The following is a 25,707-nucleotide window of genomic DNA, read 5'->3' as shown; positions in this document are numbered from 1 at the left end:
CCGACCAGGCTCACCTACCAGCTCGCCGACCAGCACGGCACCGGCACCCTGTCCATCGACTCGGCGACCACCGATGTCAACCGCCGCTGGACCGACCCCTTCGGCGTCCTCCGAGGCTACGGCAGCGGCACCTCGTGGGCCGGCGACAAGGGCTTCGTCAACGGGTTGAAGGACGACGCGACCGGCTTCACCAACCTGGGCGCACGCCAGTACCAGCCCAGCACCGGCCGCTTCCTCAGCCCGGATCCGATCCTCGATCCGGCCAACCCCCAACAGTGGAACGCATACGCGTACAGCACCAACGACCCGACCAACCTGAGCGACCCCGGTGGCCTCCGCCCCGAGGGGGTGTGCGGCGGCTTCGGCGCCTGCTACACCGACAAGGGCGACGTCATCACCGAGACGTTCAAGCCGGAAGGCCACGGCGCCTGGACGGAGGAGTACTGGAGCAAGGGGAACGGCACCCCCAAGTATCCGAACATCGTCAGCCCGCACTACTTCATCATCACCAGGGGTGGAACGCTCTGGGGCAACGTCCGCGACGCCGCGGACGGCGCCTCCTGGATCCCGGGCCTGAGCGTGCCGGCCAGCGTGTTGGGCGCCGCCATGGACATCAAGGACGGCAAGTACCTGGACGCCGCCGAGGGCCTGGCGGGCATCCTCCCCGGCGGACGTGCCGTCGGCGCGGTAGGAAAGGCGGAGAAGGCAGAGAAGGCGGGGACGACTGCCGCGAAGGACCTGGAGAAGGCCGAGGCGGAGGCGGCCGGCGCCTGCCCGAACCCGCTCTTGGCGGTTACGGGCACCCACAGCTTCCTGCCCGGCACCAAGGTCCTCCTCGCGGACGGGACGACCAAGTCGATCGAGGACCTCCAGCCCGGCGACCAGGTCGAGGCCACGGATCCGGCCACCGGGAAGTCCGAGCCGAAGCCCGTCACGCGCACGATCCGCACCCCTGACGACAGCAAGTTCACCGATCTGACCCTGCAGACCACCGACCCCTCCACCGGGGCGCCCGGAGGGACGGAGAACCTCACCAGCACCCAGCACCACCCGTTCTGGGACGAGACCACGCACCGCTGGACCGACGCGGCAAACCTCCACCCCGGCGAGAAGGTCCGCACCGCGGACGGCCGAACCCTCACCATCCGAACGGTGCGGAACTACGAGACGGCCCCCCAGGTCGCCTACGACCTCACCATCGCCGACATCCACACGTACTATGTACTCGCTGGTACCACGCCAGTCCTCGTCCACAACTGTGGTGAAGCTGACGAGGACCTGCTCGATTTTGCGGACGCGGCGTTGAGTATTCCGCCCGCAGATCGGCCAAATGTGGCGACGAAGATCATCTCTGCAGATGGCCAGCATACGGATATGTCCTATGCTGTTGACACTCGTACGGGCACTATGCCGGAGCAGACTGCGAGGGCGGTCGCCGATTCGGCCCATCACGGGGGCTGTGGAGAGGTGGGATGCGCTATTAAGTTCGAGACGAGTGGCATTCCGCTTGCGGGTTCAACCTTCCAGTCCGTAAAAATCGGTGGTGGCGGTCGAGGGAATTCATTCCCATTGCTAGAGCACGGGGAATTGATCGGCCCGTGCCCTGCATGTAAGCGGTTCCTCCAGGTTATCGGCGGAAATGGATAGTCATGAGTTCTCTGCCGGAAGGATTGAAGGAAGTCCTGCGCAAGTTGCGCGAGGTTCGTTCTGCCAGGCCATCGGGCTCTGAGGAGTCGGAGGAATTCGCGGCATGGTGGGAGCGAATGGCCGATGTCCTGGAAGAGCTCTCTGGTGCGCTTCTTTTCGATGCGGATCGGAAACGTGCACGGGCAGAGTCTGAGGCAGCCAGGGAGCGTGCTATCGAGATCCGGGGAAGAGCCCATGGGGGTGCGTGATGGCGGCGCATGGGCTTGGTGAGCGATTTCTCGGATGAGTCCGACTGAGTGGTAGTTCGGCGCGAGAGCCCCAGATTGAGTCCTGGGGCTCTCGCGTGTGGAGAGTCCGGCGGCCTGAAGGGGCGGCAGCTTGGATGTGCGTCGTTCGTCGGTAGTCGGAGGTGAGGGAGATATCCCGTGGCACGCGCGGCGCCGCCTCCAGTAGGTTTCCGCGGATGCGGCAATTCGCGGAGATCGAAGACCTGTCGGGGCTTGTGCGTGACGCGCTCGGATCGGGATGCCGCGTCGTCGCGGTGGACCGGTTGCGTGGGGGGAGCAAGAAAGGGGTGTACCGGGTCCGCCTTGAGGGAACCCGCACCGCGAGTGTGATCGTCTACAGCTGGGCCGATGCTGAGAACTTCTGGCCAGGCGCGCGCGAGGCCGATCCAGCTGACCCGTTCGGGCCCGCCTCCGGACTGGTCCCGTTCCTGACCACGCAGCGGAGCTTGGACAGCCTCGGGGCACGGGTTCCGCAAGTGCTCCTGGCGGATGACAGCCGGCGCCACTATCCGGCGGACGTCGCCGTGGTCGAGGACGTCTCCGGCGGTACGCTCGAAGCACTCTTCGAAACCGATCCGACGCGCGCTGCGGCAACCCTGGGCGACCTCGCCCTACTTGAGGTGATGCACCGACACCAGGGCGAGCGCTACGGCAGGGTGGACCTGCTGGAGCGGGGCGGATCCGTGTCCGAGGTCTCGTGCGAGCGACGGGTCCTCGACCGTGCCCTGCGGGACCTTGCGCGCCGAGCCCGGAGCTTGGCAGTAGGATCGCGCGCGGCCGACGACGGCAGCGCTGGTCTACACCTCTGACGGCAGTAGCGACGGCAACAACCACGGATTTCGGTGCACATCCATGAACGCCGACGGGCCGTCAAACTAACGGTGACCCGCGAAAAACAGGTGAAGAGGGGTCGCGTGGCACACGTACTACGTGCTGGCCGGCGATACGCTGGACGGGGCATCGACCTATCGGAGCGTAGGTGAACTGCGGGCTCAGCATGGACTGGCAGAACTCCGTAGTCCAACACTGATCAGGGAGGATCGGTGGACGGTTCCAAGTCTGATGAAGACCTCTGGGCTCTGGTCGTAACGGCCGAACAGCAGGTTGCCAGGGCCCGCGCGGACTTCTACCGGAACGCGGGTTCGTGCCGTGCCGTTCTGTCAGCTGCGCTGCGGGGGTCGATTTGGGAGCAGGGACGGCGCTGTCGTTCTTGCAGCGTCTCCCTGGCGATGTCGCCACGTTGCTCGAGGAGTTGGTCGACCTCGCGATGTCACCGAGGTTCGCGCTCGAAGCCAGGAAGGCGATCGCCGCCGGGAACCCGCAGGTGACGAGGCCGGAGGTGCGGCGACTCGTGGAGGAGCGGCTGCCGACCGCGGATGCCGATGACTGGCGCAGGCTGGTCGAGCTCCACCTGCACCTGAACGACCGGGTGGCGCTCCGTGGGCTGGCTGCTCGGGTGGAGAAGGGCGAGGACCCGGAGGTGCGTGAGGTGGGCCAGGACGTCCTGGCCTGGCTCTCGGAGGACTCGTGAGCCGGCGGATGCACCTGTCGGGTGCGAGTCGGTGGCCCTGTCGCGGAGGCGGCGGGGCCACCGGTCGTTCGGGTCCGGGCGGCCGCACCCCCGTGGCGGCCGCCCGATTCCGGTGTCACGGGAGGTACTTGACCTCCGGGAACCTCGGCGAGGGGCCGTCGAGGAGGGCGCTGCGGCGGTGGCGGAGGTGGGCGTCGAAGAAGGCGAGCGGGTAGGACTGCTGGATGCGGGTGGAGCGGTCGGCGGGGAGGGTGCCGACCATCTCCTGGAGCTGCTGGTCGGGGATGCCGAGCTCCTTGGCGACCTGGGGCATCAGGACTGCCGCGTCCCCGTAGGAGTTGTGGCGGACGCCGTCGGCCTGGATGTTGAGGTGCCAGCCGCGCAGGTGGTTCCAGAAGGTGACGGCGTTCGGGTTCTGGTCGCGGCCGAACTCGGCGGTGATCATCATGAACGGCCGGTCCAGGTCGGTGACGGGGATGGCCGCCATCGGACCGTCGAGGGCGAGGCCGGCCCGCACGCGGCGGTCGGCCATGAGGACGGCGGCGGTGGCCGAACCGCCCTTGGACCAGCCGAACATGCCGACGTCGAGCGGGTAGGGGGCGCCGAGAAGGCCCTCGGGGAGCGCCTTCCCGTCGACGTCGGGGTTGCGTCCGGCGGCGAGTTCCTCGACGCAGTCCAGGACGAACCGGGCGTCGGCGGCGCAGTCGTTCGGGCTGATCCTGGGGGCGCCCTCGATCCACGGGGTGAGCACCCGGCCGTCGGGGAACTCGGTGAACGCGTCCCAGGTGTGGTCGACGGTGACCACGACGTAACCGTGGCTGGCGAGTTCCTGGACGATGACGGTGTTGACGGCCCGGTGGGCGTGGGCGCCGTGCGAGTAGACGACGACGGGCAGCCGGTGGCCGGGGCGATGGACGGGTGCGCTCTGGCGGGCGGCGGTGAGCGGAGCGGCGCTGAGCGGGATCCGGTAGCCGGCGTCGTCCAGGTAGGCCTTGAGGGCGCCGTCGCTCAGCCAGGGGGCGAGCGGGAGCTCCTCGGCCTGCCGGGCGGGGTACCAGACGCTGGCCATCAGCTCGCGGTACCGGCCGGGGCCGGCGAACGGGTCCGGTCGGGCGGTGTCGCGCAGGTGCAGGGCGACCGTGCCGATGCGGTGCGGGCCGGTGGGCGCGGGCAGCGTGAGCCGGCCCGGTGCCGGAGCGGGCGTGGGAGTGCCGCCCGGTGCGGCGGGGGCGTCCGCCCGGGCGGTGGAGGCCAGACCGAGCGGGGCGGCGACGCCCAGGGCCAGAGCGGTACCCAGCATGCGACGGCGGGTCGGTCCGGGGCGGCGGGTCGGTCCGGACGGTCCGGTGGGGCCGGTGAACGGCGTGGTGTCCATGCGGAGGACGCTGTCACGGGGCGCGGGGGAGCGGCATCGGCCCACCGGTTGATCCTCGGGCAGGCCGCATTGGTCCACGGGTTTACATCCCCGGGCTGATGCGCGGCCGGGCGTGAAAAAGGTCGGGAGTGGGAAGTCGGCCGAGCCGACTTCCCACTCCCGTTGTTCTCCGTGCGTCGAGGTCCGGTCAGCCTCAGTTGAAGACCAGGACGTCGGTGCGCATCGGGATGGAGCTGTTCCAGCCGATGTTGATCTTGAAGGTCACGATCCCGTTGCCGGGGGCGATGCTCGACACCTGGAAGGCGGCGGCGCCGACGAAGCGGTTCCCGTTGGAGTCGATCTCGGAGGCGGTGATGACGACGGTGGAGTCGATCCCGATGACGTTCCAGGGGATCTGCAGGTTGAACGTCCCGTGCGAGGGGGTCCAGGTCCACCAGCCGCGCCACACGGCGCCGACGTTGCCGCCGATCGCGGCGAGTTCCTGTCCGGGGCTGGTGGGCTGCGAGTGGCCCGCGATCTGCGGGATCTCGGAGGCGGAGGATTCGGCTGCGCTCATGGCGTCACTCCTTGCGCCGGGAGAGCCCCATGAGCTCTCCGGATGCTTCGAGTGTCGGTCAGTGTGCGGAGCGTTCGCAATCACTCGTACGAGTGAACTCCCTTGCGCCATAGGCGATTTGGCGTTCAGTTCGGCCAGGGATCATTGGCAGGTGTCGGGTTGTTGGGGGGCGCCGACTGCTACCAAGGGCCCCATCCAACACCTCGTCCCAACCTGGGGGGTGGCTAGTCGATCTCCTCGGCTGCCAGGAGGAGATCTGCCCGGAGCTTCTTGAAGTGTGGGTTGCGAAGGACTCCGGAGTCGTGGTCCTGGAGGTGGTCGATCATATCGAGACCAGCGGCTGCCAGTGCTCTCCTGAACTCCCCAGGTGTCGCCCGGATGGCTCCGTCCTCGAAGTCGCAGGTCATTTCGACGATGCTGCCGGTCCTCGTGAGGAAGATATACCCCTCCCCCTCGGGGAAATAGTACTCAGACTTTCCTGACCGGCGTGCCTCTGCGATGCAGAGGAGCATGACCCTGGTGAAGTCGAAAAGGGAGACACCCGGCATCTCGAAGGTGATTCCGTCTCCGTGGATCTCGATGTCACCGAGTGGTCGGTGGTGCGTCAGTTCGGTCAGGCCAACCTGCTGGACCGGGGACTTTGATTTCCTGAAAGGATTGCCTTTCGTGGAGATTCTCATCGACACGGTCATTCGCTGTTCTCCTGAGGCTGGATTTTTTCGTATCGAAGGAGGGGGTGCGAGGCGGAAGAAGTCCGCCTCGCACCCCCGGTGCTTTTCTAGAACGGGTAGGCCGTTACCACCTTACCTCTGACGACGACCACTCGGACTCGCTTTTTCTTCGAAACCCTTCCCTTGAGATTCCTTTGCACTCCGACCTGGCGGTCATACGTCTTCTCGTACGTGTGGCCTGCCCGGCCAAGGGTCGAGCGTGCCCGTGTGCCCGTGCGGATGGTGTCGGCAATGAGACCGCGGACCTCTTCGCGATCGCCGATGAACTTGCTGCGGAGCTTCTGGGTCGCCTTCGATATGTGTCCGGTGTAGATGTGGTTCGACCACACCTTTCGCGGGATCGGGCAGGTGGCGTTGTGTACGACGATATTATTTGCGCCGTCGGACACGACGTAGGTGTGAATATCGCCGACGTTGAGGTTGAAAACGAGTTGCGAAGGCAGCTCGCCCTCGTCGACCACGGACGTGACGGTCGGACCGGTTCCGTCGGGCGACAGCAGACGGTCACCCGGCTTCAATCCGATGGCGTCGACCCATCCCCGTCCCTCGACCCAGAACGGGTGGTAGGACGTCGCGCGGATGCCCGAGGTGGTGGGTTCCTGATCGGTCCTGATGTCGACCATGTGCTTGGTCGTGTTCGCGACCAGTACGCCGAGCACCGGTTGGGCCGTCGTCGTGCCCGACTCCGGGTCGACGGCGGCAACGTAGTCGCCGGCGTTCACCTGGGCGATCGGCACCTGGGTGCCGTCGGCCATCAGGACCAGGGTGTCCGGATCGAAGGAGTTGCAGGTGGCCCTGCTCAGCATCCTGGAGGCGCCGGCCGCCCTACCGGCCTTCGCCGCTACCCTGGTCGATCTGGCAGCTGCTGCGACGGACTTGACGACCGGGCCGGCCCCGACGGTGGCGGCGACCGCGGTGACGGCCATTTCGGCGGCCTTCTCCCAGTTGCCGGTGGCGGCGTACGAGACCGCCGAGACGGTGGCTGCGACGGCGCCGATGGGGCCGGGGATGTAGGACGCCACCTCAGCGACCTTGGCGACGACCTCGACCGTCTTCTTGAGCCACTTGGGCATGCCCCAGTTGCCGTCGAGGTCCGTGCAGTTGATCGGGTCGCCGGTGCAGTAGTCGTACGGACTGGCGTTGCCGCCGGGGATCGGGTCGACCTGGAGGAAGCGTCCGACGGACGGGCTGTACAGGCGGGCACCCATGAGGATGTCGCCGTCCAGGGCCTCCGCGGAGCGCTCCTTGCCGCCGAGCCAGCCGTACCGGACGGCCGCCTGACCGTCCTGGGGGATGCCGAACTCGTCGAAGTCCAGCACCACCGGCTTGGTCAGTGCGGTGTCCGTGGTGACGACCACCGAGCCGAACAGGTTCGCCAACTGGAGCTGGACGTCGCCGGTCTTGCTGGTGGTGGCGACCAGGCTGCCGTCCAGGCCCGAGACGTTGCGGGTCAGGGTGCCGAGCGTGGTGTCCTCGACGGTCCACCGGACCTGGTCGGAGTCGTCACCGTAGTGGTTCAGCTTCGACGTGGCGTTGGCCCAGGTCCCGTCGGCCTGCTTCTTGCTGGTGGTGAACGCGGTCAGGCGGTGGGCGGCGTCAACGGCCCACTCCTGCTTGGTGTCTCCCTTCTCCTGGGCGGCGACGCGGTCGTTGGCCCAGTAGGTGTTGGTGGCGCCGGTGGCGGTCTGCACCGTGCGCCCGAAGGCGTCGTAGGTGAAGCCCGGATCGATGAGCCGGTCGGCGCTGTCGTAGGTGTGGTTCTCCGCCGTGGCGCCGTCCGTGCGGCACTCGCCGGTCGCTCCGTGCGGGGAGGTCTGCTTGGAGAGGCGGTTGGAGTGCGAGTCGAAGGCGTACTGACGGGTGACGCAGCCGGCGGCGACCGTGGTCTGCTCGGCCTTCACCAGTCGGCCGAGTCGGTCGTACTGGTAGGAGCGGGTGGCGGTGGAGCTGGTGTCCTTGGCCACCTGGCCCTGGGTGGAGATGTCGGTGGTCTGGGCCCAGATCACCGTGTTGTCGGAACTGCGGGTGTAGCTGCGGCTGGTGGCCTCACCGACCGCGTTGAAGGTGTCCTTGCGGACGATCCCGCCCGGGTACGTCTGCTCGACCAACTGGCCGTCCGGGCCGTACTTCGCGGTGAACTCGCCCGCGATGCTGTCGTTCACCGAGGTGACCAGCCCGCGCGGCTCCTTCGCCCGGTCGTAGGCGTAGGTGGTGGATCCGGTCGGGTCGCTCACCTTGGCCGGCTTGCCGTAGCGGTCGAACTCCGTGGTGGTGGTGGCGCCGTCGGCGTCCGTGTAGGAGATCAGTCGGCCGAGGGAGTCCATGACCCTGGTGAGGGTCTTGCCGCCGGCGGTGGTCCGCACCGCTTCGCCGGTCGCCGGGTCGTACTCGACGGTGACCTTGGGCAGTGGCTTGCCCTCGTCCGAGGTGATCTCGGTCGAGACGACGCGGTCCAGTTCGTTGTAGACGGTGACGGTCTTGCGGGACTTGCCCGCGTTGGTCTCGGTCGTCTCCTCCGGCGCGTTGAAGGGCGAGTAGCGGGTGATCCGCTTCACGGGGAGGGTGGTGGGCATCCGGCTCGCGTCCGCGCCGGTGACCGCACCGCCCGGCGTCGTGACGCACGGGAGGCCCGCCCACTCGGGCCGACCGGCGCAGGCGGCGTCGTCCGGGTTGGCACCGGCGGTGTAGAAGACCGACTTGACGGTACCGGCGTCGGTGCCCGTGGAACCCGGCTTGCGGGACTCCAGCGCCCGGCCCGAGGCGTCGTACTTGACGGTCGCGGTCAGCTTGGCACCGAGGGCATCAGTGGTGACCGAGGTCGCCTTCTTCAGCTTCCACCCGGGCGTGCCGCCGATCGGCGTGTCGTAGCCGTGCTTGGAGACGCGCAGCTCGACGTCGTCGGCGTAGCCGTCGATGCGGGCCCCGTCGGTGGCGGTGGTGACCAGGTGGTAGGCCTGGCCGTCGGGCTTCCCTTCGTCGTAGGTGCTGGTGTTGTGGTCCCGCGCGACGACCGAGGTGCCGGCCGGGAGGGTCGGGTTGACCGTCGTCTTGGTGAGCGTGACGGTGTCGATGCCGGTGTGGAAGCGCTCGCCGCCACTGGCGGTGTTGGTGTCGACCAGGGTGAGCTTGAGCTCGTGGTCGCCACGGGACAGCTGGACCTCGTCGCCGACGGTGTACGGGGCGATCACGCCGCCGGCGCTGTAGGTGTCGATCGGCCGGCCGACGGGCCGGCCGTCGATCGCCCACTGGATGACGCCGTGGTCGCTGGCCTTGGTGAGCTGGCCGGAGAGGACGTACTTGCCCTCTTCGGGGACGCTGACCCGCATGGTGTCGAACGCGCCCGCCGCGGTGCCGCGGACGCTCAGGTGGGCGCCGCCGGACCAGGTCAGGCCGCAGCAGTCGTTGTCGACCTGGACCTTGGCGTTGGTACCCAGCTGCGGCAGCTTCTCGGCCTCGTAGGTCACGGCGACCGGGGAGGTCTGGCCCTTGACCTCCTCGGCGAGCGAGGCGCGGTAGGCCGGGCCCAGCGTGTCGACGACGTCGATGCCGTCGGCCGAGTACGTCGTCCGGGAGTCCAGCTGACGGGCCCGCGAGGCGGAGTCCTTCGGCAGGTTCAGCTCGGCGGCGAACTTGTCGGCGTCGGGGTGCTTGTCGAGCGCGATCGAGCGGTTGGTCGCCGAGAGGGAGCGCACGACGTGGCCGTAGCGGTCGTACTCGGAGGTGCTGATGTCACCGCCGTCGGTGATGGACGGCTCAGCGGTGTTGACCTCGTTGCCGGAGGCGTTGAGGTAGTGGACGGTGGCCGGCCTGTAGCCGTCCGGGCCGGGCTTGGCGGCCGTGGCGGTGTTGACGGCGGGGACGTCCTCCGGGCCGAACACCGCGGTGGCGTCCGTCGGCGCGTCGGTCTGCGCCCACTTGAGGGCGTCGTCGCCGGAGAGGTCGTACGGTCCGCCCGTGGCACGGGTCAGCGGCACCTCGTACACGACGTTGGTCGCGTTCTCGCCGATGACCTGGTCCTTGCTGCCCGGCGCGAGGGTGTTGCGCCGGACTTTCAGCAGTCGGCCCGGGTCCTGGTCTGACGCGGCCTTGCCGTAGTCGAGGCTCCACGGCTGCTCGCCGGCGGCAGCGATCCGGGTGACCCGGCCGGTGTCGTCGTAGCCGTAGGAGATCTTCAGCAGGTCGGCCGGGCGCGGATCCCAGACCTGCGACAGGCGGCCGCGGTCGTCGTACGCGTAGTGCGCGACCTCGACGGCCTCCTGCTTGGAGGTGGCCGGGTTCCACGACCAGACCTTGACGCCCCGGACGCGGTCCAGGTAGTCACCCGGGGTCGCGGCGGTGGCGGTGGTCACCTTGGCGTAGTCGTACTCCATCACCTCGCAGCCGCGCGGCAGCGGGTCGACGGTGCAGCCGTTGACGTCGTCGACGCCCGGCTCGACGGCCGGGATGACGCGCTTGACCAGCGAGCGGCCGTCGGTGGTGTCGTACTGGTAGCGGGTGGTCGAGGCCGCATCGGGCCCCGTCTCGCTGACCACCTGGTAGATGCTGGATCCGGCCTGGCGGGCGAAGACGGTCTTGGAGCCGTCCAGCTCGGTCAGTTCGTAGGTGGTGCCGGCGGTCTGGATGTCCCAGACCTGGTTGGGGCCCGCCCAGCAGACCCAGATCGAGGCGCCCTTGTCGGCGTCCAGGCACTGGCCCGAGTGGCGGTTGGTCACGGTGTTGTTCGGCCGGACCTCCCACTGCTGGTTGTCACCGCCGTTGCAGGTCCACAGGGTGAGCGGGGTGCCGTTGGCGGACTGGCCCCACGGGTTGTCCAGGCAGTAGCCCAGCAGCCGCAGGGTGAGGTCGTCGCCGCGGGTCCACTGCTGGTTGGCGGCGCCGGTGCACGGGGCGGGCTGCAGCCGCGCGCCGGTGCCGGCGGCGCCGTTCGGCACCTCCAGGCACTGGCCCGAGGCGGACAGTACGATCGCGCCGGACTTGGCCGGGACGGCCTTGAGGGCCAGGGCCTCGGCACCGGGCTCGGGGAAGAACGTTCCGTCGTTGCCCTTGGCGAAGGTCAGCGAGGTGTCGTCGTTGCCCTTGATCTCGACCAGGTCGGACTGCGGGAAGGAGAGCGAGCGGTAGTCGCCGCCGGTGCCGGCGTCCGGGCCGCCGGCCCACTGGGGGCCGAAGGGGGCGACGAGCTCCTTGAGCGAGAGGTCGTCGAAGAAGACCTCCTTGCCGCTGCCGGCGGCGTTGCCGTTGTAGAGGCGGAACCAGGCCTCGGTGGCGTCGGCCGGGACGGCCATGTCGACGGTCAGCTGCTGCCAGCCGTCGGTGAACGAGGCCTTCGGCGAGGCGGTCTCGCCGTAGCCGGCCGGGGTGCGGTAGACGCCGACCATCCGCAGGCCGCGGTTGGCCAGCGGGTTGTCCAGGCCGGTGGCGCCGGGGACGTAGATCCAGCCGGTGAGCCGGTAGGTGCGGCCGGGCTTCATGCCCTGCCCCATGGTGTACTCGGGGCCGACCGCGGCGAATGAGTCCCACCCGGAGGCGGCCGGGACGATCCGCAGCGAGTCGGTCGAGCTGTCGTGGCCGCGTGCCGTGGAGCGCGAGACGTCGGCCTGACCGGGGGTGAAGCCCGCGGTGTCGGTGCCGATCTGCCGCTGGTTGAGCGTCAGCCGCTCGCCCTGGGGCTGCCAGCCGCGGGCGAGGTCGCGCGAGGAGGTGGTGCGCTTGACCGACATGCCGAACTCGTCGGCGTCGGTGACATCGGTGGAGTAGTCACCGGTGAGCAGGTTGACCGAGCCGGGGCCGATGGTGTCGGTGGCCGCGCCGTCGGCGTTGCGGTCGACCGTCATGGTGTTCCAGACGGTGGTGTAGCCGTTGCCGGAGCCGTCCTCGGGGAACAGCACGGCGCGGACCTGGACGACGCCGCCGACCTGGCCGAGGGTGTCGAGCACGTTCCAGTTGGCGTGCGGGCCGAGGTCCGCGAGCCGTGGCTTGTCCTCGGTGACCGGGGAGTTGTCGGCCTTGGTGAGGTTGGCGCGCGGGACGTTGTACTCGGTGGCTCCGGGGCCGCGGCGGTACTGGTAGACCACCCGCTTGAACTGGGTCTGGGCGTCCACGGAGAGCTTGACGCGCTTGGCGGTCTGGGTGCCGTTGACCGGCGAGCTCATGCCCGCCTGGCCGACCTGGAACACGTACGTCGCGGGCGGGGAGAGGTTCCCCGCACGGTCCTTGGACTGCACCGACAGGACACGGCGGCCCTCGGTGGTCGGCGTGATCGAGGTGGTCAGGGCGCCGGTCGCGGTGACCGTCACCGGGGTGCCGCCGTCCAGGGTGTAGACGTAGGCCGCGGTGTCGTCGGTGCCCGGGGCGGGCGAGAAGGTGAACGAGCCGGGCTGGTTGGCGGTGCCGTGCCAGAGGCCGTCGGACGGGTAGTCGGCCGAACTCACGAACGGCGTTCCGGGCTTGACGGTGTCGGCGATGACGTTGGTGCCGACCCAGCCGGACCGGGACTTGCCGTCGTCGAGCATGGCCCAGATCGAGTACTGCACGCCCTCGTCGAGCTTGGCGATGCCGTAGTCGGAGGGACGGACCGTCGCGATCGCGCCGTTCGGGGTGTCCCGGACGATGCTGCCGAGGAAGGTGCCGCCGCGCCACAGGTCCAGGTAGACCTTGAGCGGGTCGCCGTCGGGGTCAGCCGCCTGCACCTGGAAGCGCGGGTTCGGGTCCGAGGTGTAGCGCGGGTTGCCCTGCTGGGAGGGGAGCACCTCGACGGTCGCCGGGGTGGCCGGGACGGTGTTGTAGGTGATCGAGATGTACGGCGGCCAGTAGCCCTCGGCGGAGCTGAACCGCTTCCAGGACAGGCTGCTGGACTCGTCGGCGGCCTTCAGGGCGAAGGCGTAGTCGTTGTAGCCGTACCCGGCGAAGTTCCGGATCATCTCGGTGACGTCGGCCCTGGCCCAGAACGAGCCGTCCGGGGCGTAGCAGTCGTGGTTGTCACCGTCGTTCGACACGTCCCAGGTGTCGTTCGAGGTGGCCCACTTGCGGTCCAGCGCGGGCTGGTTGCCCCAGCGGGTCCACCAGGCGGCGCCGGGGGCGTTCCAGACCTCCCACTGCTTCGGGGTGCAGGACGAGGAGTGGTAGTTGGCGACGTTGAGGGTGGCGCCCAGGATCTGCTTGCCGTTGAACGGGCCGCCCGGGATGGTCAGGAACGACCGGGCCACGGTCTTGCCGTCGTAGCTGCCCAGCTTGAGGTCCGTCGACGCGGAGGCGTCGATGTTCTCGTTGGTCTGGACGTAGGTGTCGAAGGTCGTGCCGACGTCCACCACCGGGTCGATGGTGACCGGGAACCGGGTCTTCCGGTCCGCGAGGAAGCCAGCGTCCGGGGTGAACACCAGCTCGGTGTCGGCGCCCTGGCCGCGCAGCTCCATCGTGACCGGGCCGCGGTTCAGGTGCTCCTGCGAGGCCTGGTCGACGGTGGCGTCCCACATCACGGGGGCCGGGATGCGGACGACGGTCTTGCCGTTCGCCTTGTCGAGCAGCTGGATCGAACCGTCCTGCTGCGGGGCGACGGTGAGGCCGGTGGTGTCGAGCGGGATTGTCACGGTGCCGGTCTGGGCGACGGCGGCACGGTCCTTGACGATCAGGAACTGCTCGAAGCCGGTCCGGGTGGCCTCCAGGACCAGGTCGACGCCGGGGCGGGCGTCGACGTAGGTGGCCTTGTTGCCTTCCAGCTTGGGCTTGGGCAGCTTGCCGAGCCAGCCGAACTTGACCTGCTGCTCACCGGAGCCGATCTTGACCAGCTCGCGCTCGGCGGGCTTGGGATCGGCGGGCTTGGCGTCGGTGGGCTTGGGGGCTGCGGGCTGCTGGTCGGCCGGCTTCGGGGCGGCGGCCGGGGCCGCTGCGGCGCGGGCGCCGTTGCGGGAGGCCCGGGACGGTTCGGCGGAGGCCGAACCCGAGGCGGAGGCCGACGGGGAGGCCGGGGCGGAAGCCGAACCGGAGGCGGACGGGGCAGCCGACGGCGAGGCAGCCACTGCGGTGGAACCGCTTGCTGACGGAGTAGCAGCGGGCGTCGTCGGTGCCGCGCTCGGCGTGGTCGTCGGAGCGGTCGTGGGAGCGACTGCGGCCGCGGCGCTCGGCAGGCTGTCGCCCACCGTCACCCCGGCGTCGCCGCCCTCGAAGACCACCCCGCCCGGGTGCGCCTTCGGCGCGACCTTGCCGTCCGTCGTCTGCACCAGCGTGGTGTCGACGGGCACCCAGGCCTCGCCGACCTTCATCCGGATCGGCCCGGTGGACCGGTCGGAGGTCAGGGTGCCGTCGGGGTTCGCCCACAGGGTGGTGAACTCCGTTCGGGCACCGGTGACTTCGATGCGCCGCTTCTGCAGTCGGGCGGTCAGCAGGGCGGACGCCTCGTCGGGCGCCTCGGTGGCCGGTGCGACCGGGGGTGCGGGTGGCGTGGGCGCGGCGACGGCGGGGGTCGCCGTGAGCGCGTCCACCGCCACGCCGGTCTGCACCAGCAGACCGAGCGTCAGGAGCGCGGCTATTCGCCGCGTCCTGCGCGTGGAGAAGGCCCCGCCCGTGGAACCGGACGAGGCCAGAGACCGTCGTGACATCAAGACTCTCTCAAGAGATTGCCATTGTTGATAAAGGGTTATTTGAAGCCGAACGACAATCTCTCATTCCCGGCAGGGGCCCCATGACCAGCCGGGATGAAGATTTTGCAACGAATCGTCTATGTGTGGTGTTGATTAATGGCGATTTGCCGAGAAAGGGGGGGATTGTCTGACCGATTGTCAGGCATACCAGGGTGGGTCAGCGATTGTTCTTTGCTGGTACTTTCCCCGGGTATTGCCTTGTCCGCGCGGCTTCCGGTCAGGCCGGCTCGTAGGTCGTGCGCCGGACCAGGGCTCGGGCCTGGGCGCCGTCCATGGGGTGGGCGAAGAGGTAGCCCTGGCCGAGTGGGCAGCCCATGGCGGCGAGCAGGTCGCGCTGGTCGGGGTGTTCGATGCCCTCGGCGATGACCTGGACGCCGAGGGTGTCGGCGATCCGGGTGATGCCCTCGACCAGGGCGTACTGCTGGGGGGAGAGGCCGAGTCCGTCGATGAAGGACTTGTCGATCTTCAGCAGGGAGATCGGGAACTCCCGCAGGTAGGACAGTGAGGAGTAGCCGGTGCCGAAGTCGTCGATGGCGAGGCCGATGCCGAGGTCGCCGAGGGTGGCCATGTCGGCGCGCAGCCGGTCGTCGCGGCGCATCAGGACGGATTCGGTGAGTTCCAGGACGAGGGTGCGCGGGTCGATGCCGGAGGTGTCCAGGGCGTGCCGGACCACGTCGACGAAGCCGGCGTCGCGGAACTGGCGGGCGGAGACGTTGACATTGACGCGCAGCGGGGGGCGGCCGGTGGCGGTGCGGGGGGCGGAGCTGGCGGCGTGCCAGGCGGCGGCCTCCTCGGCGGCGCGTTCGAGGACCCAGGCGCCGAGCGGGACGATCTGGCCGCTCTCCTCGGCGAGGGCGATGAACTCGTCGGGCAGCACCATGCCGCGCTGGTCGTGCGGCCAGCGGACGAGGGCTTCGAAGGCCACCAGATCGCCCGTGCGCAGGTCGACGATCGGCTGGTAGTAGAGCTGGAAGGCCGATTCGGCGATGGCGGAGTCCAGGTTCTCGTTCATCTCGTGCCGCTCCACCATCCCGGTCTGCAGGGCGGGCCGGTAGTGGCACCACTGGCGGCGGCCGGCCGCCTTCGCCGAGTAGAGCGCGAGGTCGGCGTGGGCCAGCAGCTCGGCGGAGTCCACGCTGTCGTCGGTGGTGGACACCCCGATGCTGGCGCTGACCCGGACGGCGCCGGCGCTGAGCTTGAACGGTTCGGTGAACACCGCGAGCACGGAGGCCGCGATCTTGTCCACGTCGGTCGGGCGGAGCGCGTCCTCGACCAGGACGGCGAACTCGTCGCCGCCGAGCCGGGCCGCGGTGTCGGAACTGCGCAGCGCGGTGGAGATCCGCAGCGAGACGGCGACCAGCAGTTCGTCGCCGACCGCGTGGCCCTGGGTGTCGTTGACCACCTTGAAGTCGTCCAGGTCGATGAACAGCACCCCGGTGACGGCGCCGCTGCGCTCGCCGCGGGAGAGCGCGTGGCCGACCCGGTCCTGGAACAGCACCCGGTTGGCGAGGCCGGTCAGCGAGTCGTGGAAGGCCCGGTGGGTCAGCTCGCGCTCCATCTGGCGCTGCTCGGTGACGTCGCGCAGGGTGAGCACCAGGCCGCCGACGGTCGGGTCGTCGCGCAGGTCGGTGTAGCGGACCTCGGCCTCGATCGGGGTGCGGTCCTGGCGCAGCAGCCGCCAGTGCTCGCGCGGCTGGTCGCCGCGGGGCGGCTCGGCGGAGCCGCGCATCCGGGCCAGCGCGCCGCCGACCTCCCGGCTGTCCTCGGGCGGGACGAGGTCGGTCAGCCGGGTGCCGTTCAGGTCGGGGTGGCCCAGGACGCGCTCCGCGGAGGAGGAGGCGTAGCGGATGCCGTCGTCGGCGTCCAGGATCAGGATGACGTCGCTGGCGTTCTGCACGAGGGTGCGGAAGTACAGCTCGCTGTTGCGGCGGGTGACCTCCTGGCTCAGCACCACGCGTTCCACGGCCAGCGCGGCCTGGGCGGCGAGGATCTCCAGCGAGCCCCAGAGACTGGTCAGTTCCTGCTCGGTGCCGGTGACGACCAGGGCGCCGATGAGCGGGTCGCCGGAGGGGCGCTCGGCCAGCATCAGCGGGCTGACCAGGGCGGCGGGCATGCTGCCGAGGCGGGCGGGGAGCTCGTCGGAGCCGACGGGCAGCAGGCGGGTCTCGCGGTGGGCGGCGAGGCGGGCGAGGGCTTCGCCGTGGTCGTGCTGGTCGTGCGCATCGTGCTGGTCGGGTGCATCGTGCCGGTCGTGCTGGGCAGGTGCATCCCGCCGGTCGTGTGCATCGTGCTGGGCAGGTGCATCCCGCCGGTCGTCCTTGTGGTTGCCGGCCCGGCGGACGTGCAGCACCCCCGATTCGGTGACCGCGAGCAGGGCGACGTGCCCCCGCTCGGCGGGCATCAGGGTCGCGGCGGCGGACTGGACGGCGTCGGCGACCTCCGCCACCGTGACGGCGGCGGTCAGCCGCGCGCCCGCCTCGCGCAGCGTCCGCTCCCGGGCCACCGCCTCGCGGCGGGCCACCACCACCACGGCCAGCCGGGCCAGCACCAGCAGGTACAGCAGGGCGGAGAAGGCGCCGATCACGCCCGCGTTGCTGGTGTTCCCGGCCAGTGACTCGATGATCAGCATGCCGGGCGCGATCAGCGAGGCCAGGGTCAGCAGGGTGAGCCGACCGGCGGAGAGGTCCGGCTGCTGGGTGGGGACGGGCCTGGTCAGCTCGACCATCGAGGGGTGCAGGGCGGCCGCGCCCCAGGCGGTGTAGAAGGCGGCCCAGCCGAGTTCGACGCCGGTGCCGATCCGCCAGGTGCCGTGCAGCTGGATCAGCCCGTAGAGGATGTCGGAGGTGAGCAGGCCCAGGGCGCCGACGGTGAGCAGTTGCAGCGAACGGGAGTTGCCGCCGCGCGGGGTCAACAGCCGTAGCAGCAGGGCGAGGACGACCACGTCGCCGAGCGGGTAGGCGATCGAGACGGCCTTCTGGATCCAGCTGAGGTCCGGGTTCCGGGAGTACGGGAGGATCAGGTAGATCCAGACCAGCAGGGCCAGGCCGAGGGTGATGATCAGGGCGTCCAGCAGGCCGGCGCGGTCCTGGCGGGCGGTGCGCCAGCGGATGAAGCCGACCAGGCCGACCGCGTAGAGCAGGAACTCGGCCAGGTAGAAGCCGTCCGCGACGGACGGGAACGGGTTGTGCAGGTGCAGGATGTCGAGCTGCAGGGCCTGGACCGCCTCACCGGTGGTGAAGCAGAGGTTGGCCAGCGCCAGGACGTACCAGGAGAGCGGGTGGCGAGGGTGGTTGAGCCGGACACCGACCACCACGGCGGCGACGCCGCCGAGGCCCATGCCCGTCCACCAGATGATCCGCAGCCCGGGGTCGGCGAAGTAGATGCCGGTGAACAGCACCATCCAGAGCAGGTAACAGGCCATCAGGCGTTGTCGCCGGCGAGTCAACGAGGCTACCTCCTCCGCGACACCACCCCGCCGGTCGGGCGGGGGAGTTCGGGTGAGGGCGGGTCCTGCGGACGGTCCTCCGCGGCCGGTCGGCCCACGGGGGAGTGGCGTCCGGCGGGCTGTGCGACGGACGTTGTAGGTGTCTCCTGAGTGCGTATAGTCGGAAATGTCGCACCTCCCAGCATTCTGCCGCTTCAGCACGAGGTCAAGCCGGTGGACGACGCAGTCGACAGCGCACGGGGCGTACGCGCGGATGTGAGGTCCGGGCGTCACGCCGTGGTACGGAACAACGACGGCCAGTACGCGCTCTGGCCGGGGGACTTGACCCTGCCCGGCGGGTGGCGCCAGGTGTACGGGCCGGACGGGCGGGAGCAGTGCCGGGCCTGGGTGGAGCGCAACGTGCCGGACGCACCCCGGCGCGGCGCCGGCGGCGCCCGGGCCGGCTTCGCGGACACCGTGCACGGGCTGTTCCGCAACCGGGCCGCGCACGATCCGGCGGCGGTCGCGGTGGTGAGCGAGGAGGGCACGCTGAGCTACCGCGAGCTGGACGCGCGCAGCGACCGGCTGGCGGCCGAGCTGCGCGCCCGGGGAGTCGGGCCGGAGCAGGTGGTGCCGGTCTGCCTGGGGCGCGGGGTGGAGCTGGTGGTGGCCTGGCTGGGGGTGCTCAAGGCGGGCGGGGCCTTCCTGCCGCTGGACCCGGCGCATCCGCAGCGGCGGCTCGCGGGGCTGGTGGCGGACGCGGGGGCGCGGGTGGCGGTCACGGACGGGCACGGGTTCGACGGGGTGGAGCGGGTGGGGGTGGACGCCGGTGCTCCCGTACCGGCCGGGCCTGAGGGCGGCCCCGGGCCGGAGGACGGTCCCGGACCGGAGGGCGTTCCCGGGCCGGAGGGCGTTCCCGGGCCGGACGGTGCCGTCGACGGTGCCACCGGCGGCGCCACCCCCGACGACCTCGCCTACCTGATCTACACCTCCGGCACCACCGGCCGACCCAAGGGCGTCCCGGTCACCCACCGTTCGCTGCTGTTCACCCTCGACCGGGTGGTCCGCGCCTACGGCCTCGTCCCCGGCGAGCGGGTGCTCCAGCTGGCCGCGCTCGGCGCCGACACCGCGCTGGAGCAGGTGTTCTCGACGCTGCTCGCCGGGGCGACGGTGGTGCTCGGCGGCCGTGACACCTGGGCACCGACCGAACTGGTCCGCCGACTGCCCGGGCTCGGCCTGGCGGTCGCCGACTTCACCCCCGCGTACTGGCACCACGTGCTCGACCTGCTGCCACCCGGCGGTCCGGCCCCGGCCGGGCTGCGGCTGGTGGTGGTCGGCGGGGACGTGGTGCACGCCGACGACTGCCTGGCCTGCGCGGAGCGGCTGCCGGGCGTGCGGCTGCTCAACGCGTACGGCGTGACCGAGGCGGCCGTCACCTCCCTGCACGCCGAGCTCACCCCCGGGCTGCTGGACTCCCCGGCCGCCCACGTGCCGATCGGCCGCCCGCTGCCGGGAGTGCGGGTGCACGTGCTGGACGGGCGGCTGCGCCCGGTGCGGCCGGGTGAGCGGGGGGAGATCCACCTGGGCGGGCCGGGGCTGGCCCGCGGCTACTGGAGGCAGGCCGGGCTCACCGCCGAATCGTTCCTGCCCGACCCGTACGCGCCGCTGCCCGGCGAGCGGATGTACCGCACCGGCGACGCCGGGCGCTGGCGCGCCGACGGGCAGCTGGAGCTCCTCGGACGCCTCGACGACCAGGTGAAGGTGCGCGGGCACCGGGTCGACCCGGCCGAGATCGAGGCGGTGCTGGCCGGCCACCCGGCGGTGCGGCAGGCCCGGGTCGCGGCCGACGGCAGCGCGCCGGACGGCAGCCGCCTGCTGGTCGCCTACTACACGCTCGGCGACCGGGCGGTGCGGCCGGAGGGGTTGCGGGCGTTCCTCGCGGAGCGGCTGCCGGAGTACCTCGTCCCGGCGGAGTACGTCGCGCTGGAGGCCATGCCGCTCACGGCGGCGGGGAAGATCGACCGGCGCGCGCTGCCGCACGCCCCGGTCCGGGCCGACGCGCCGGCCGTATCCGTGGGCGAACCGGCCGAGGGCGAACCGGCCCAGGGCGAACCGGCCGAGGGCGAACCGGCCCCGGGCCGACCGGCCGAGGGTGAACCGAGCGCCGTCGAGGCCGCCGTCGGCCACCTCTGGGCGGAACTGCTCGGCGCCGAACTCGTCCGCCCCGACGACGACTTCTTCGCGCTCGGCGGCACCTCGCTGCTCGCCATGGAGATGCTCGCCCGGGCCCGGATGATGTTCGGCCTGGACGTCGGCCACGTCCGCACCCTCACCCGGGCACTGCTGCGCTCGCCCGTGCTGCGCGACTTCACGGCCGCCCTCCAGGCCGAGCGCAGCGGCACCGCCCCCGGGGAGGCCGCCGTCGACTGGCAGGCCGAGGCCCGGCTCACCCACCCCGTCGGGCAGTCCTGGAGCCCCGCGCCCTCCCGGGCCGAGCCCGCCGAGATCCTGCTCACCGGAGCGACCGGCTTCTGCGGCGCCCACCTGCTGCACGAACTGCTCGCCACCACCGGTGCGCGGATCCACTGCCTGGTCCGCGCGCCGGACCAGGAACACGCCCTGGAACGGCTACGCGCCACCCAACAGCGCTTCCTGCGGCACGACCTGGCGGACGCCCGGGTGGTGCCGCTGGTCGGCGACCTGGCCGCCGAGCGGCTCGGCCTGACGGAGCGTCAGTTCGACTGGCTGGCGGGACATCTGGACGCGGTGTACCACCTCGGCGGGCTGGTCAACTTCCTCTACCCGTACCACCAGCTGCGCGCGCCCAATGTCGACGGCACCCGGGAGGTGGTCCGGCTCGCCGGACACAGCCGGGGCGTGCCCGTGCACTACCTCTCCACCCTCGCCGTGCTGGCCGGGTTCGGCGCGGCCGGTGTGCGCGAGGTCACCGAGCGCACCCCGCTGGCCCACCCCGAACGGCTCGGCGTCGGCTACGTGGAGAGCAAGTGGGTCGCCGAACAGCTGCTGCACAACGCGGCCGCGAGCGGGCTGCCGGTCACCGTGCTGCGCACCAACGACGTCACCGGGGACCTCGCCACCGGGGTGATGAACACCGGCACCGAACTCTGCGCGCTGATCAAGTACTTCGCCGACAGCGGCAGTTGCCCGGACGTCCGGCTGCCACTGGACTTCGTGCCGGCCGACCGCTTCGCCCGGGCGGTCGCCCACATCGCCGCGCACGCGCCCGCCGACGGCGAGGTCTACCACCTCACCTCGCCGAACCCGGCCGGGCTCCCCGAACTCGCCGACCGGCTCCGGGTGCGCGGCCACCGGATCGCCGAACTCCCGTACCGGCAGTGGGTGCAACGGCTGGTCCGGTTCGCCGCCGGGCACCCCACCCACCCGATCACGCCGTTCGTGCCGCTGTTCGTCGACCGGGCGCCGGGCTCCCGGCTGTCCATCAGCGAGCTGTACTTCCAACCGGTGTTCCCCCGGTTCGACCGGCGCAACACGGAGGCCGCCCTGGACGGCAGCGGCATCGAACTGCCGGACGTGGACGCCGACTTGCTGGACCACTACCTGGCGCGGCTGGCCGACGAGGGGTTCCTGTGACCCGTACGGTGGCGGACTTCGACGCCCTCGACCTCCACCATGCGCCGACGGACGGGCCGGTGGCCTTCGGCGGGGTGCTCGGCCCGCAACTGCTGCTCTCGGCCTACCGGTGCGGACTGTTCCCGCTGCCCGCCGCCGACGACTACGCGGCCGCCTACAACGAGGCGCTGCACGGGGACGCCGTCGAGGCCGGCGAGGTGGCCCTGCTGCCCGGCGGGGCGGACCCGTACGCACTGGCGTGGTGGTCGCCCGACCCGCGGCCGGTGCTGCGGCCCGACGCCGTCCGACTGCCCCGCCGGCTCGCCCGGCGGCTGCGCACCGCGGGCGGTGCGGGCGGTACGGGCGGTGCGGAGGGTGCGGAGCGTGCGGGGGGTCGGGCCCCGGAGTGGTGGACGACCGCGGACCGGGCCTTCGAAGCGGTCCTCACGGCCTGTGCCGAGGGGCGTCAACCCGCCTGGCTCACCGAGGAGTTACGGGCCGCACTGGTCGAGCTGAACCGGATCGGCGCGGCGCACAGCGTCGAGGTGTGGGAGGGCGAGGAGCTGATCGGCGGGGTCTTCGGCGTGGCCGTCGGGGCGGCGCTCAGCCTGGACTCGATGTTCCACCGCCGCCCGGACGCCGCCCGGATCGCCGTCGCCGACCTCGGGGCCCGGTTCGGCGCCGCGGGCGGCCGGCTGCTCGACGCCCAGTGGGACGGGCCGTACGTGCGCAGCCTCGGGGCGGAGCCGACGGAGCGCTCCCGCTACCTCGGGGAGCTCGCCGCCGTCGGGGGCCTCACGGCGGGTGCCCTGCCGGACGGTCGACTGCCGGTCGCGCGGCTGGTCTGACCTGCGGTTACAGAGTGCCGGGGGATCCCGTTGGCCTGTCTTCGACAAACTTATTCCTCGTCAGTAACATGACGCCGCGTGTCCAAACCCTCGATAGGCCGGGCCGCGCCCGCAGCCCTGCTCACCCTCATCCTCGCCGGAACGGCCGCATGCGGGCCCACCGGCTCCGGCAGCACCCCGCAGGCCGCCGTCCAGCCGGCCGCCGCCACCGGCACCGCCGACACCGGCGCCACCACCGCCGGGGGCAGCCCGGCGGGCGGCGCCCCCGGCTCCGACGCGCCGCGCGCCCGGGCCGGTGCCGCCGCCTCCGCCCGTCCGACCCCGACCAGCGGGACCGGCAACGTCACGGTGGCGCCGGCCGGCGACCAGCACGCCGCCATCGGCAACCCCGGCAAGGACGGTGGCGCGGTCACGGCCGCGACCAAGGCGCTCCAGCTCACCGCGTACGACCCGGGGAAGGGCACGGCCGTGCTCACCTCCTCCGGCGCGACGGCGGCGCCGACCGCTTCGCCGACCGCGTCGCCGAGTGCATCGTCGACTGCTGCACCGAGCGCATCGGCGAGTGCATCGGCGAGCGTTGCGCCGGGCGTTGCGCCGGGCGTCCCGCCGACCGCTTCGCCGGGCGCGGGCGCGGCCCCCTCGGCCGGCGGCGCCGCCACCGCGACCGCCGCAGCCGCCGCCGTGCAGCCCGGCCAGCTGCTCGCCAGCCCGCCCACCGCCGCCGCCCCGCAGGGCGCCCTGGTCGCCGTCACCGGCGCCACCCCGGGCGCGGGCAACACCGTCAACCTCACCACCCGGCCCGCCACCCTCGCCGAACTCCTCGGCGGCACCGAGGCGGACGGCCAGGTGCCGATCGACGTGCACGGCATCAAGGTGACCCCGCTGGTCAAGGACCTCAAGGCCACCGCCGGCATCGACGGCAACGGCGTGCAGGCCGACGCCTCCGGGACCCTGGGGATCGACGTCAAGGCCCCCGTCCCGCTGCCCGAGGGCGCGAGCCTGGACGCCTCCGGCTCCCTCCAGCTGCACCCGGCCGTCCACTTCGCCTACCACGGCGCGCAGGCCACCAGCCCGCGCACCGCCTCGATCGGCTTCGACCTGGGCGCCCAGGCGCACTGGAAGGTCACCGGCGACGTCACCCGCAACACCGGCGCTGCCCCGATCCGGGTCCCCTTCGCCAAGCTGCAGGCCAGCCCGGTGCTGACCGTCGCCGGTCTGCCCGTCGTCGTCAACCTCGGCCTCACCTGCTACCTGGAGGTCAGCGCCGACGGCCAGGTCCACCTGGAGACCGAGCAGGACGCCACCGGCACCTGGGCCGTGCGCGCCGACTACACCGGCGGCAAGGGCTGGACCCCGGTCACCAGCGCCGACACCAAGGTGTCCCCGGTGCACGTCCGCCTCAACGGCAAGGCGTCCGTCCGCGCCGCCCTCGGCGTCGAGGCCAGCGTCGGCCTCTACGACACCGTCGGTGTCCAGGCCGGTGTCGCCCCCTACCTCAGCGCCAAGGCCGACGGCTCCCTCGCCGTCGACCTGCCCGGCAAGGGGCCCGAGGTGAAGGGCAGTTGGGCCCTCGTCGGCGGCGTCGACCTGAACGGCGCGCTGACCGCCCACCTCAAGATCTTCGGTACCCCGCTCTTCGAGAAGAGCCTGCCCTTCCCGCCGTTCCACAAGGAATGGCCCCTGCTGACCGGCTCGGCCACCCTCCCGGCCACCAAGCCCAGCGGCAGCTGAGCCCGCCCGGAACGCGTTGAGGAGTGGGAAGTCGGCGGGTCCGACTTCCCACTCCTCCTGCTTGCGCGAGCCGGCACCGGTGCCGGCACTGGTGCCGGTGCGTCAGTCCTCGACGGCCTGGTAGACCGTCGTCCAGAAGTCGTGGATCAGCCGCGCCGAGTGCGGTACGGACATCCCGACCTGGGTGAGGAGGATGCCGACGAGCCCGTACTCCGGGTCGGCGTACGTCGAGGTGCCGCTGCCGCCGTCCCAGCCGAACTGGCCGACGGGCGCGTAGTCGCCGCGGTAGGTGCGCACCGCCATCCCGAAGCCCCAACCGCCGTGCTGCCCCTGGCCGTACGACAGGTGGACGTTGTCGCGGGCCAGGGCGGTCCGGGCGGCGGTCTGCTCGGGGGAGAGGCGGTTGGTGGTCATCAGCCCGACCGCCGGGCGGGACAGGACCCGCTCGCTCCCGTGCGTGCCGTGGTTCAGCAGCATCCGGAAGTAGGCGTGGTAGTCGTCGACGGTGGAGGCCAGGCCGCCACCGCCGCCCGGGAACGCCGGAGGCTTGCTCCAGCGGCCGTCCGCGGGCTCGTCCCAGACGGTGAACTCGCCGCTCCGCGGGTCGGGGGCGTAGAGCGGGGGCAGCCGGTCGAGCTTGTCGGCGGGCACGTGGAACCCGGTGTCCGACATACCCAGCGGGTCGAAGATGCGTTCGCGCAGCACCTCCTCGAACGGACGGCCCGTGACCCGGGCGACCAGCACACCAAGCAGGTCACTGGCGATGTGGTACTGCCAGCTCTCGCCGGGCTGGTGCATCAGCGGGAGCGTGCCGAGGCGGCGCATCCACTCGTCGGGCTCGGGCATCGGCACCGGCAGATCGGGCGTGAGCCCCTGCTCGAAGACCGCGTTCATGATCGGCGTGCCCAGTGCGGTCATATCCATGCCGAGCCCGAAGGTGCTGGTCAGCACGTCGCGCACGGTGATCGGCCGCTTGGCCGCGACCGTGTCGTCCAGCGGTCCGTCGATCCGCTTGAGCACCCGCCGGTCGGCGAGCTCCGGCAGCCACTGCTCCACCAGGTCGTCCAGCCGCAGCTCGCAGTTGTCGAGCAGGGCCATCGCGGCCGCCACCGAGACCGGCTTGGACGTCGAGGCCATCCGGAAGATCGTGTCCCGGCGCATCGGGGCGCCCCCGCCGTGGCTCATCGTTCCCAGCGCCTCGACGTGCGTCTCCCCGCCCCGGCTCACGAGGGCGACGACCCCCGGGATCCGTCCGGAGTCCACGTGGCGCGCCAGCACGTCGTGCACCCGTCGCAGCCCCGCATCCGAGAAGCCGCTGTTGCTCCTGACCATGGTGGATCTCCCCCTGCA

The 25,707-nt window shown here is 71.2% G+C and carries 12 protein-coding genes; 6 read left to right on the top strand and 6 right to left on the bottom strand.

Going from position 1 to position 25,707, the window contains the following annotated elements:
- The 3 genes from AB0F71_RS35225 to AB0F71_RS35215 form a co-directional block, all read left to right on the top strand.
- On the top strand, positions 1–1,647 hold a 1,647-nt coding region (locus tag AB0F71_RS35225), incomplete at its 5' end, for a polymorphic toxin-type HINT domain-containing protein (RefSeq protein ID WP_360243675.1).
- A 463-nt stretch (positions 1,648–2,110) separates the two neighbouring features.
- Complete coding sequence (locus tag AB0F71_RS35220; RefSeq protein WP_360243673.1) at positions 2,111–2,743, top strand: hypothetical protein; 633 nt, start codon at positions 2,111–2,113, stop codon at positions 2,741–2,743.
- A 431-nt stretch (positions 2,744–3,174) separates the two neighbouring features.
- Positions 3,175–3,465 (top strand): hypothetical protein, encoded by a 291-nt coding sequence (locus AB0F71_RS35215; protein WP_360243671.1) that lies wholly within the window; start codon positions 3,175–3,177, stop codon positions 3,463–3,465.
- 115 nt (positions 3,466–3,580) lie between these two features.
- Here AB0F71_RS35215 and AB0F71_RS35210 read toward each other — a convergent pair whose 3' ends face one another.
- The 5 genes from AB0F71_RS35210 to AB0F71_RS35190 form a co-directional block, all read right to left on the bottom strand.
- On the bottom strand, positions 3,581–4,840 hold the full coding sequence (locus AB0F71_RS35210) for an acetylhydrolase (RefSeq protein ID WP_360243669.1): 1,260 nt from the start codon (positions 4,838–4,840) through the stop codon (positions 3,581–3,583).
- Positions 4,841–5,033: 193 nt separating this feature from the next.
- Positions 5,034–5,396, bottom strand: coding sequence for a hypothetical protein (locus AB0F71_RS35205; RefSeq protein WP_360243666.1), 363 nt, complete (start codon positions 5,394–5,396; stop codon positions 5,034–5,036).
- Between the two features lie 224 nt (positions 5,397–5,620).
- Positions 5,621–6,088 (bottom strand): hypothetical protein, encoded by a 468-nt coding sequence (locus AB0F71_RS35200; protein ID WP_360243663.1) that lies wholly within the window; start codon positions 6,086–6,088, stop codon positions 5,621–5,623.
- 86 nt (positions 6,089–6,174) lie between these two features.
- Positions 6,175–14,721 carry a ricin-type beta-trefoil lectin domain protein gene (locus tag AB0F71_RS35195; RefSeq protein WP_360243660.1) on the bottom strand — a complete coding sequence of 2,849 codons (8,547 nt, stop codon included), beginning with the start codon at positions 14,719–14,721 and terminating at the stop codon, positions 6,175–6,177.
- A 259-nt stretch (positions 14,722–14,980) separates the two neighbouring features.
- On the bottom strand, positions 14,981–18,208 hold the full coding sequence (locus tag AB0F71_RS35190) for an EAL domain-containing protein (RefSeq protein ID WP_360243657.1): 3,228 nt from the start codon (positions 18,206–18,208) through the stop codon (positions 14,981–14,983).
- A gap of 150 nt (positions 18,209–18,358) precedes the next feature.
- Here AB0F71_RS35190 and AB0F71_RS35185 point away from each other — a divergent pair, with 150 nt between their 5' ends.
- From AB0F71_RS35185 to AB0F71_RS35175, 3 genes are all read left to right on the top strand, one after another.
- Positions 18,359–21,799 carry an amino acid adenylation domain-containing protein gene (locus AB0F71_RS35185; protein WP_360243654.1) on the top strand — a complete coding sequence of 1,147 codons (3,441 nt, stop codon included), beginning with the start codon at positions 18,359–18,361 and terminating at the stop codon, positions 21,797–21,799.
- The gene (locus AB0F71_RS35180) at positions 21,796–22,626 is read left to right on the top strand and encodes a leucyl/phenylalanyl-tRNA--protein transferase (protein WP_360243651.1); all 831 of its coding nucleotides are present in this window, start codon (positions 21,796–21,798) and stop codon (positions 22,624–22,626) included. The genes AB0F71_RS35185 and AB0F71_RS35180 overlap by 4 nt, the downstream gene beginning before the upstream one ends.
- A gap of 78 nt (positions 22,627–22,704) precedes the next feature.
- Positions 22,705–24,357, top strand: coding sequence for a hypothetical protein (locus AB0F71_RS35175; RefSeq protein ID WP_360243648.1), 1,653 nt, complete (start codon positions 22,705–22,707; stop codon positions 24,355–24,357).
- Positions 24,358–24,459: 102 nt separating this feature from the next.
- On the opposite strand, the gene AB0F71_RS35170 is transcribed toward AB0F71_RS35175, so the two are convergent.
- Positions 24,460–25,689 (bottom strand): serine hydrolase domain-containing protein, encoded by a 1,230-nt coding sequence (locus tag AB0F71_RS35170; RefSeq protein ID WP_360243645.1) that lies wholly within the window; start codon positions 25,687–25,689, stop codon positions 24,460–24,462.
- Positions 25,690–25,707 lie beyond the last annotated feature (18 nt).

The sequence above is a fragment of the Kitasatospora sp. NPDC028055 genome (assembly GCF_040637885.1).
GTDB lineage: Bacteria > Actinomycetota > Actinomycetes > Streptomycetales > Streptomycetaceae > Kitasatospora.
The sequence above is the reverse complement of the archived record's forward strand: the minus strand, read 5'-3'. Positions and strand labels throughout refer to the sequence as shown.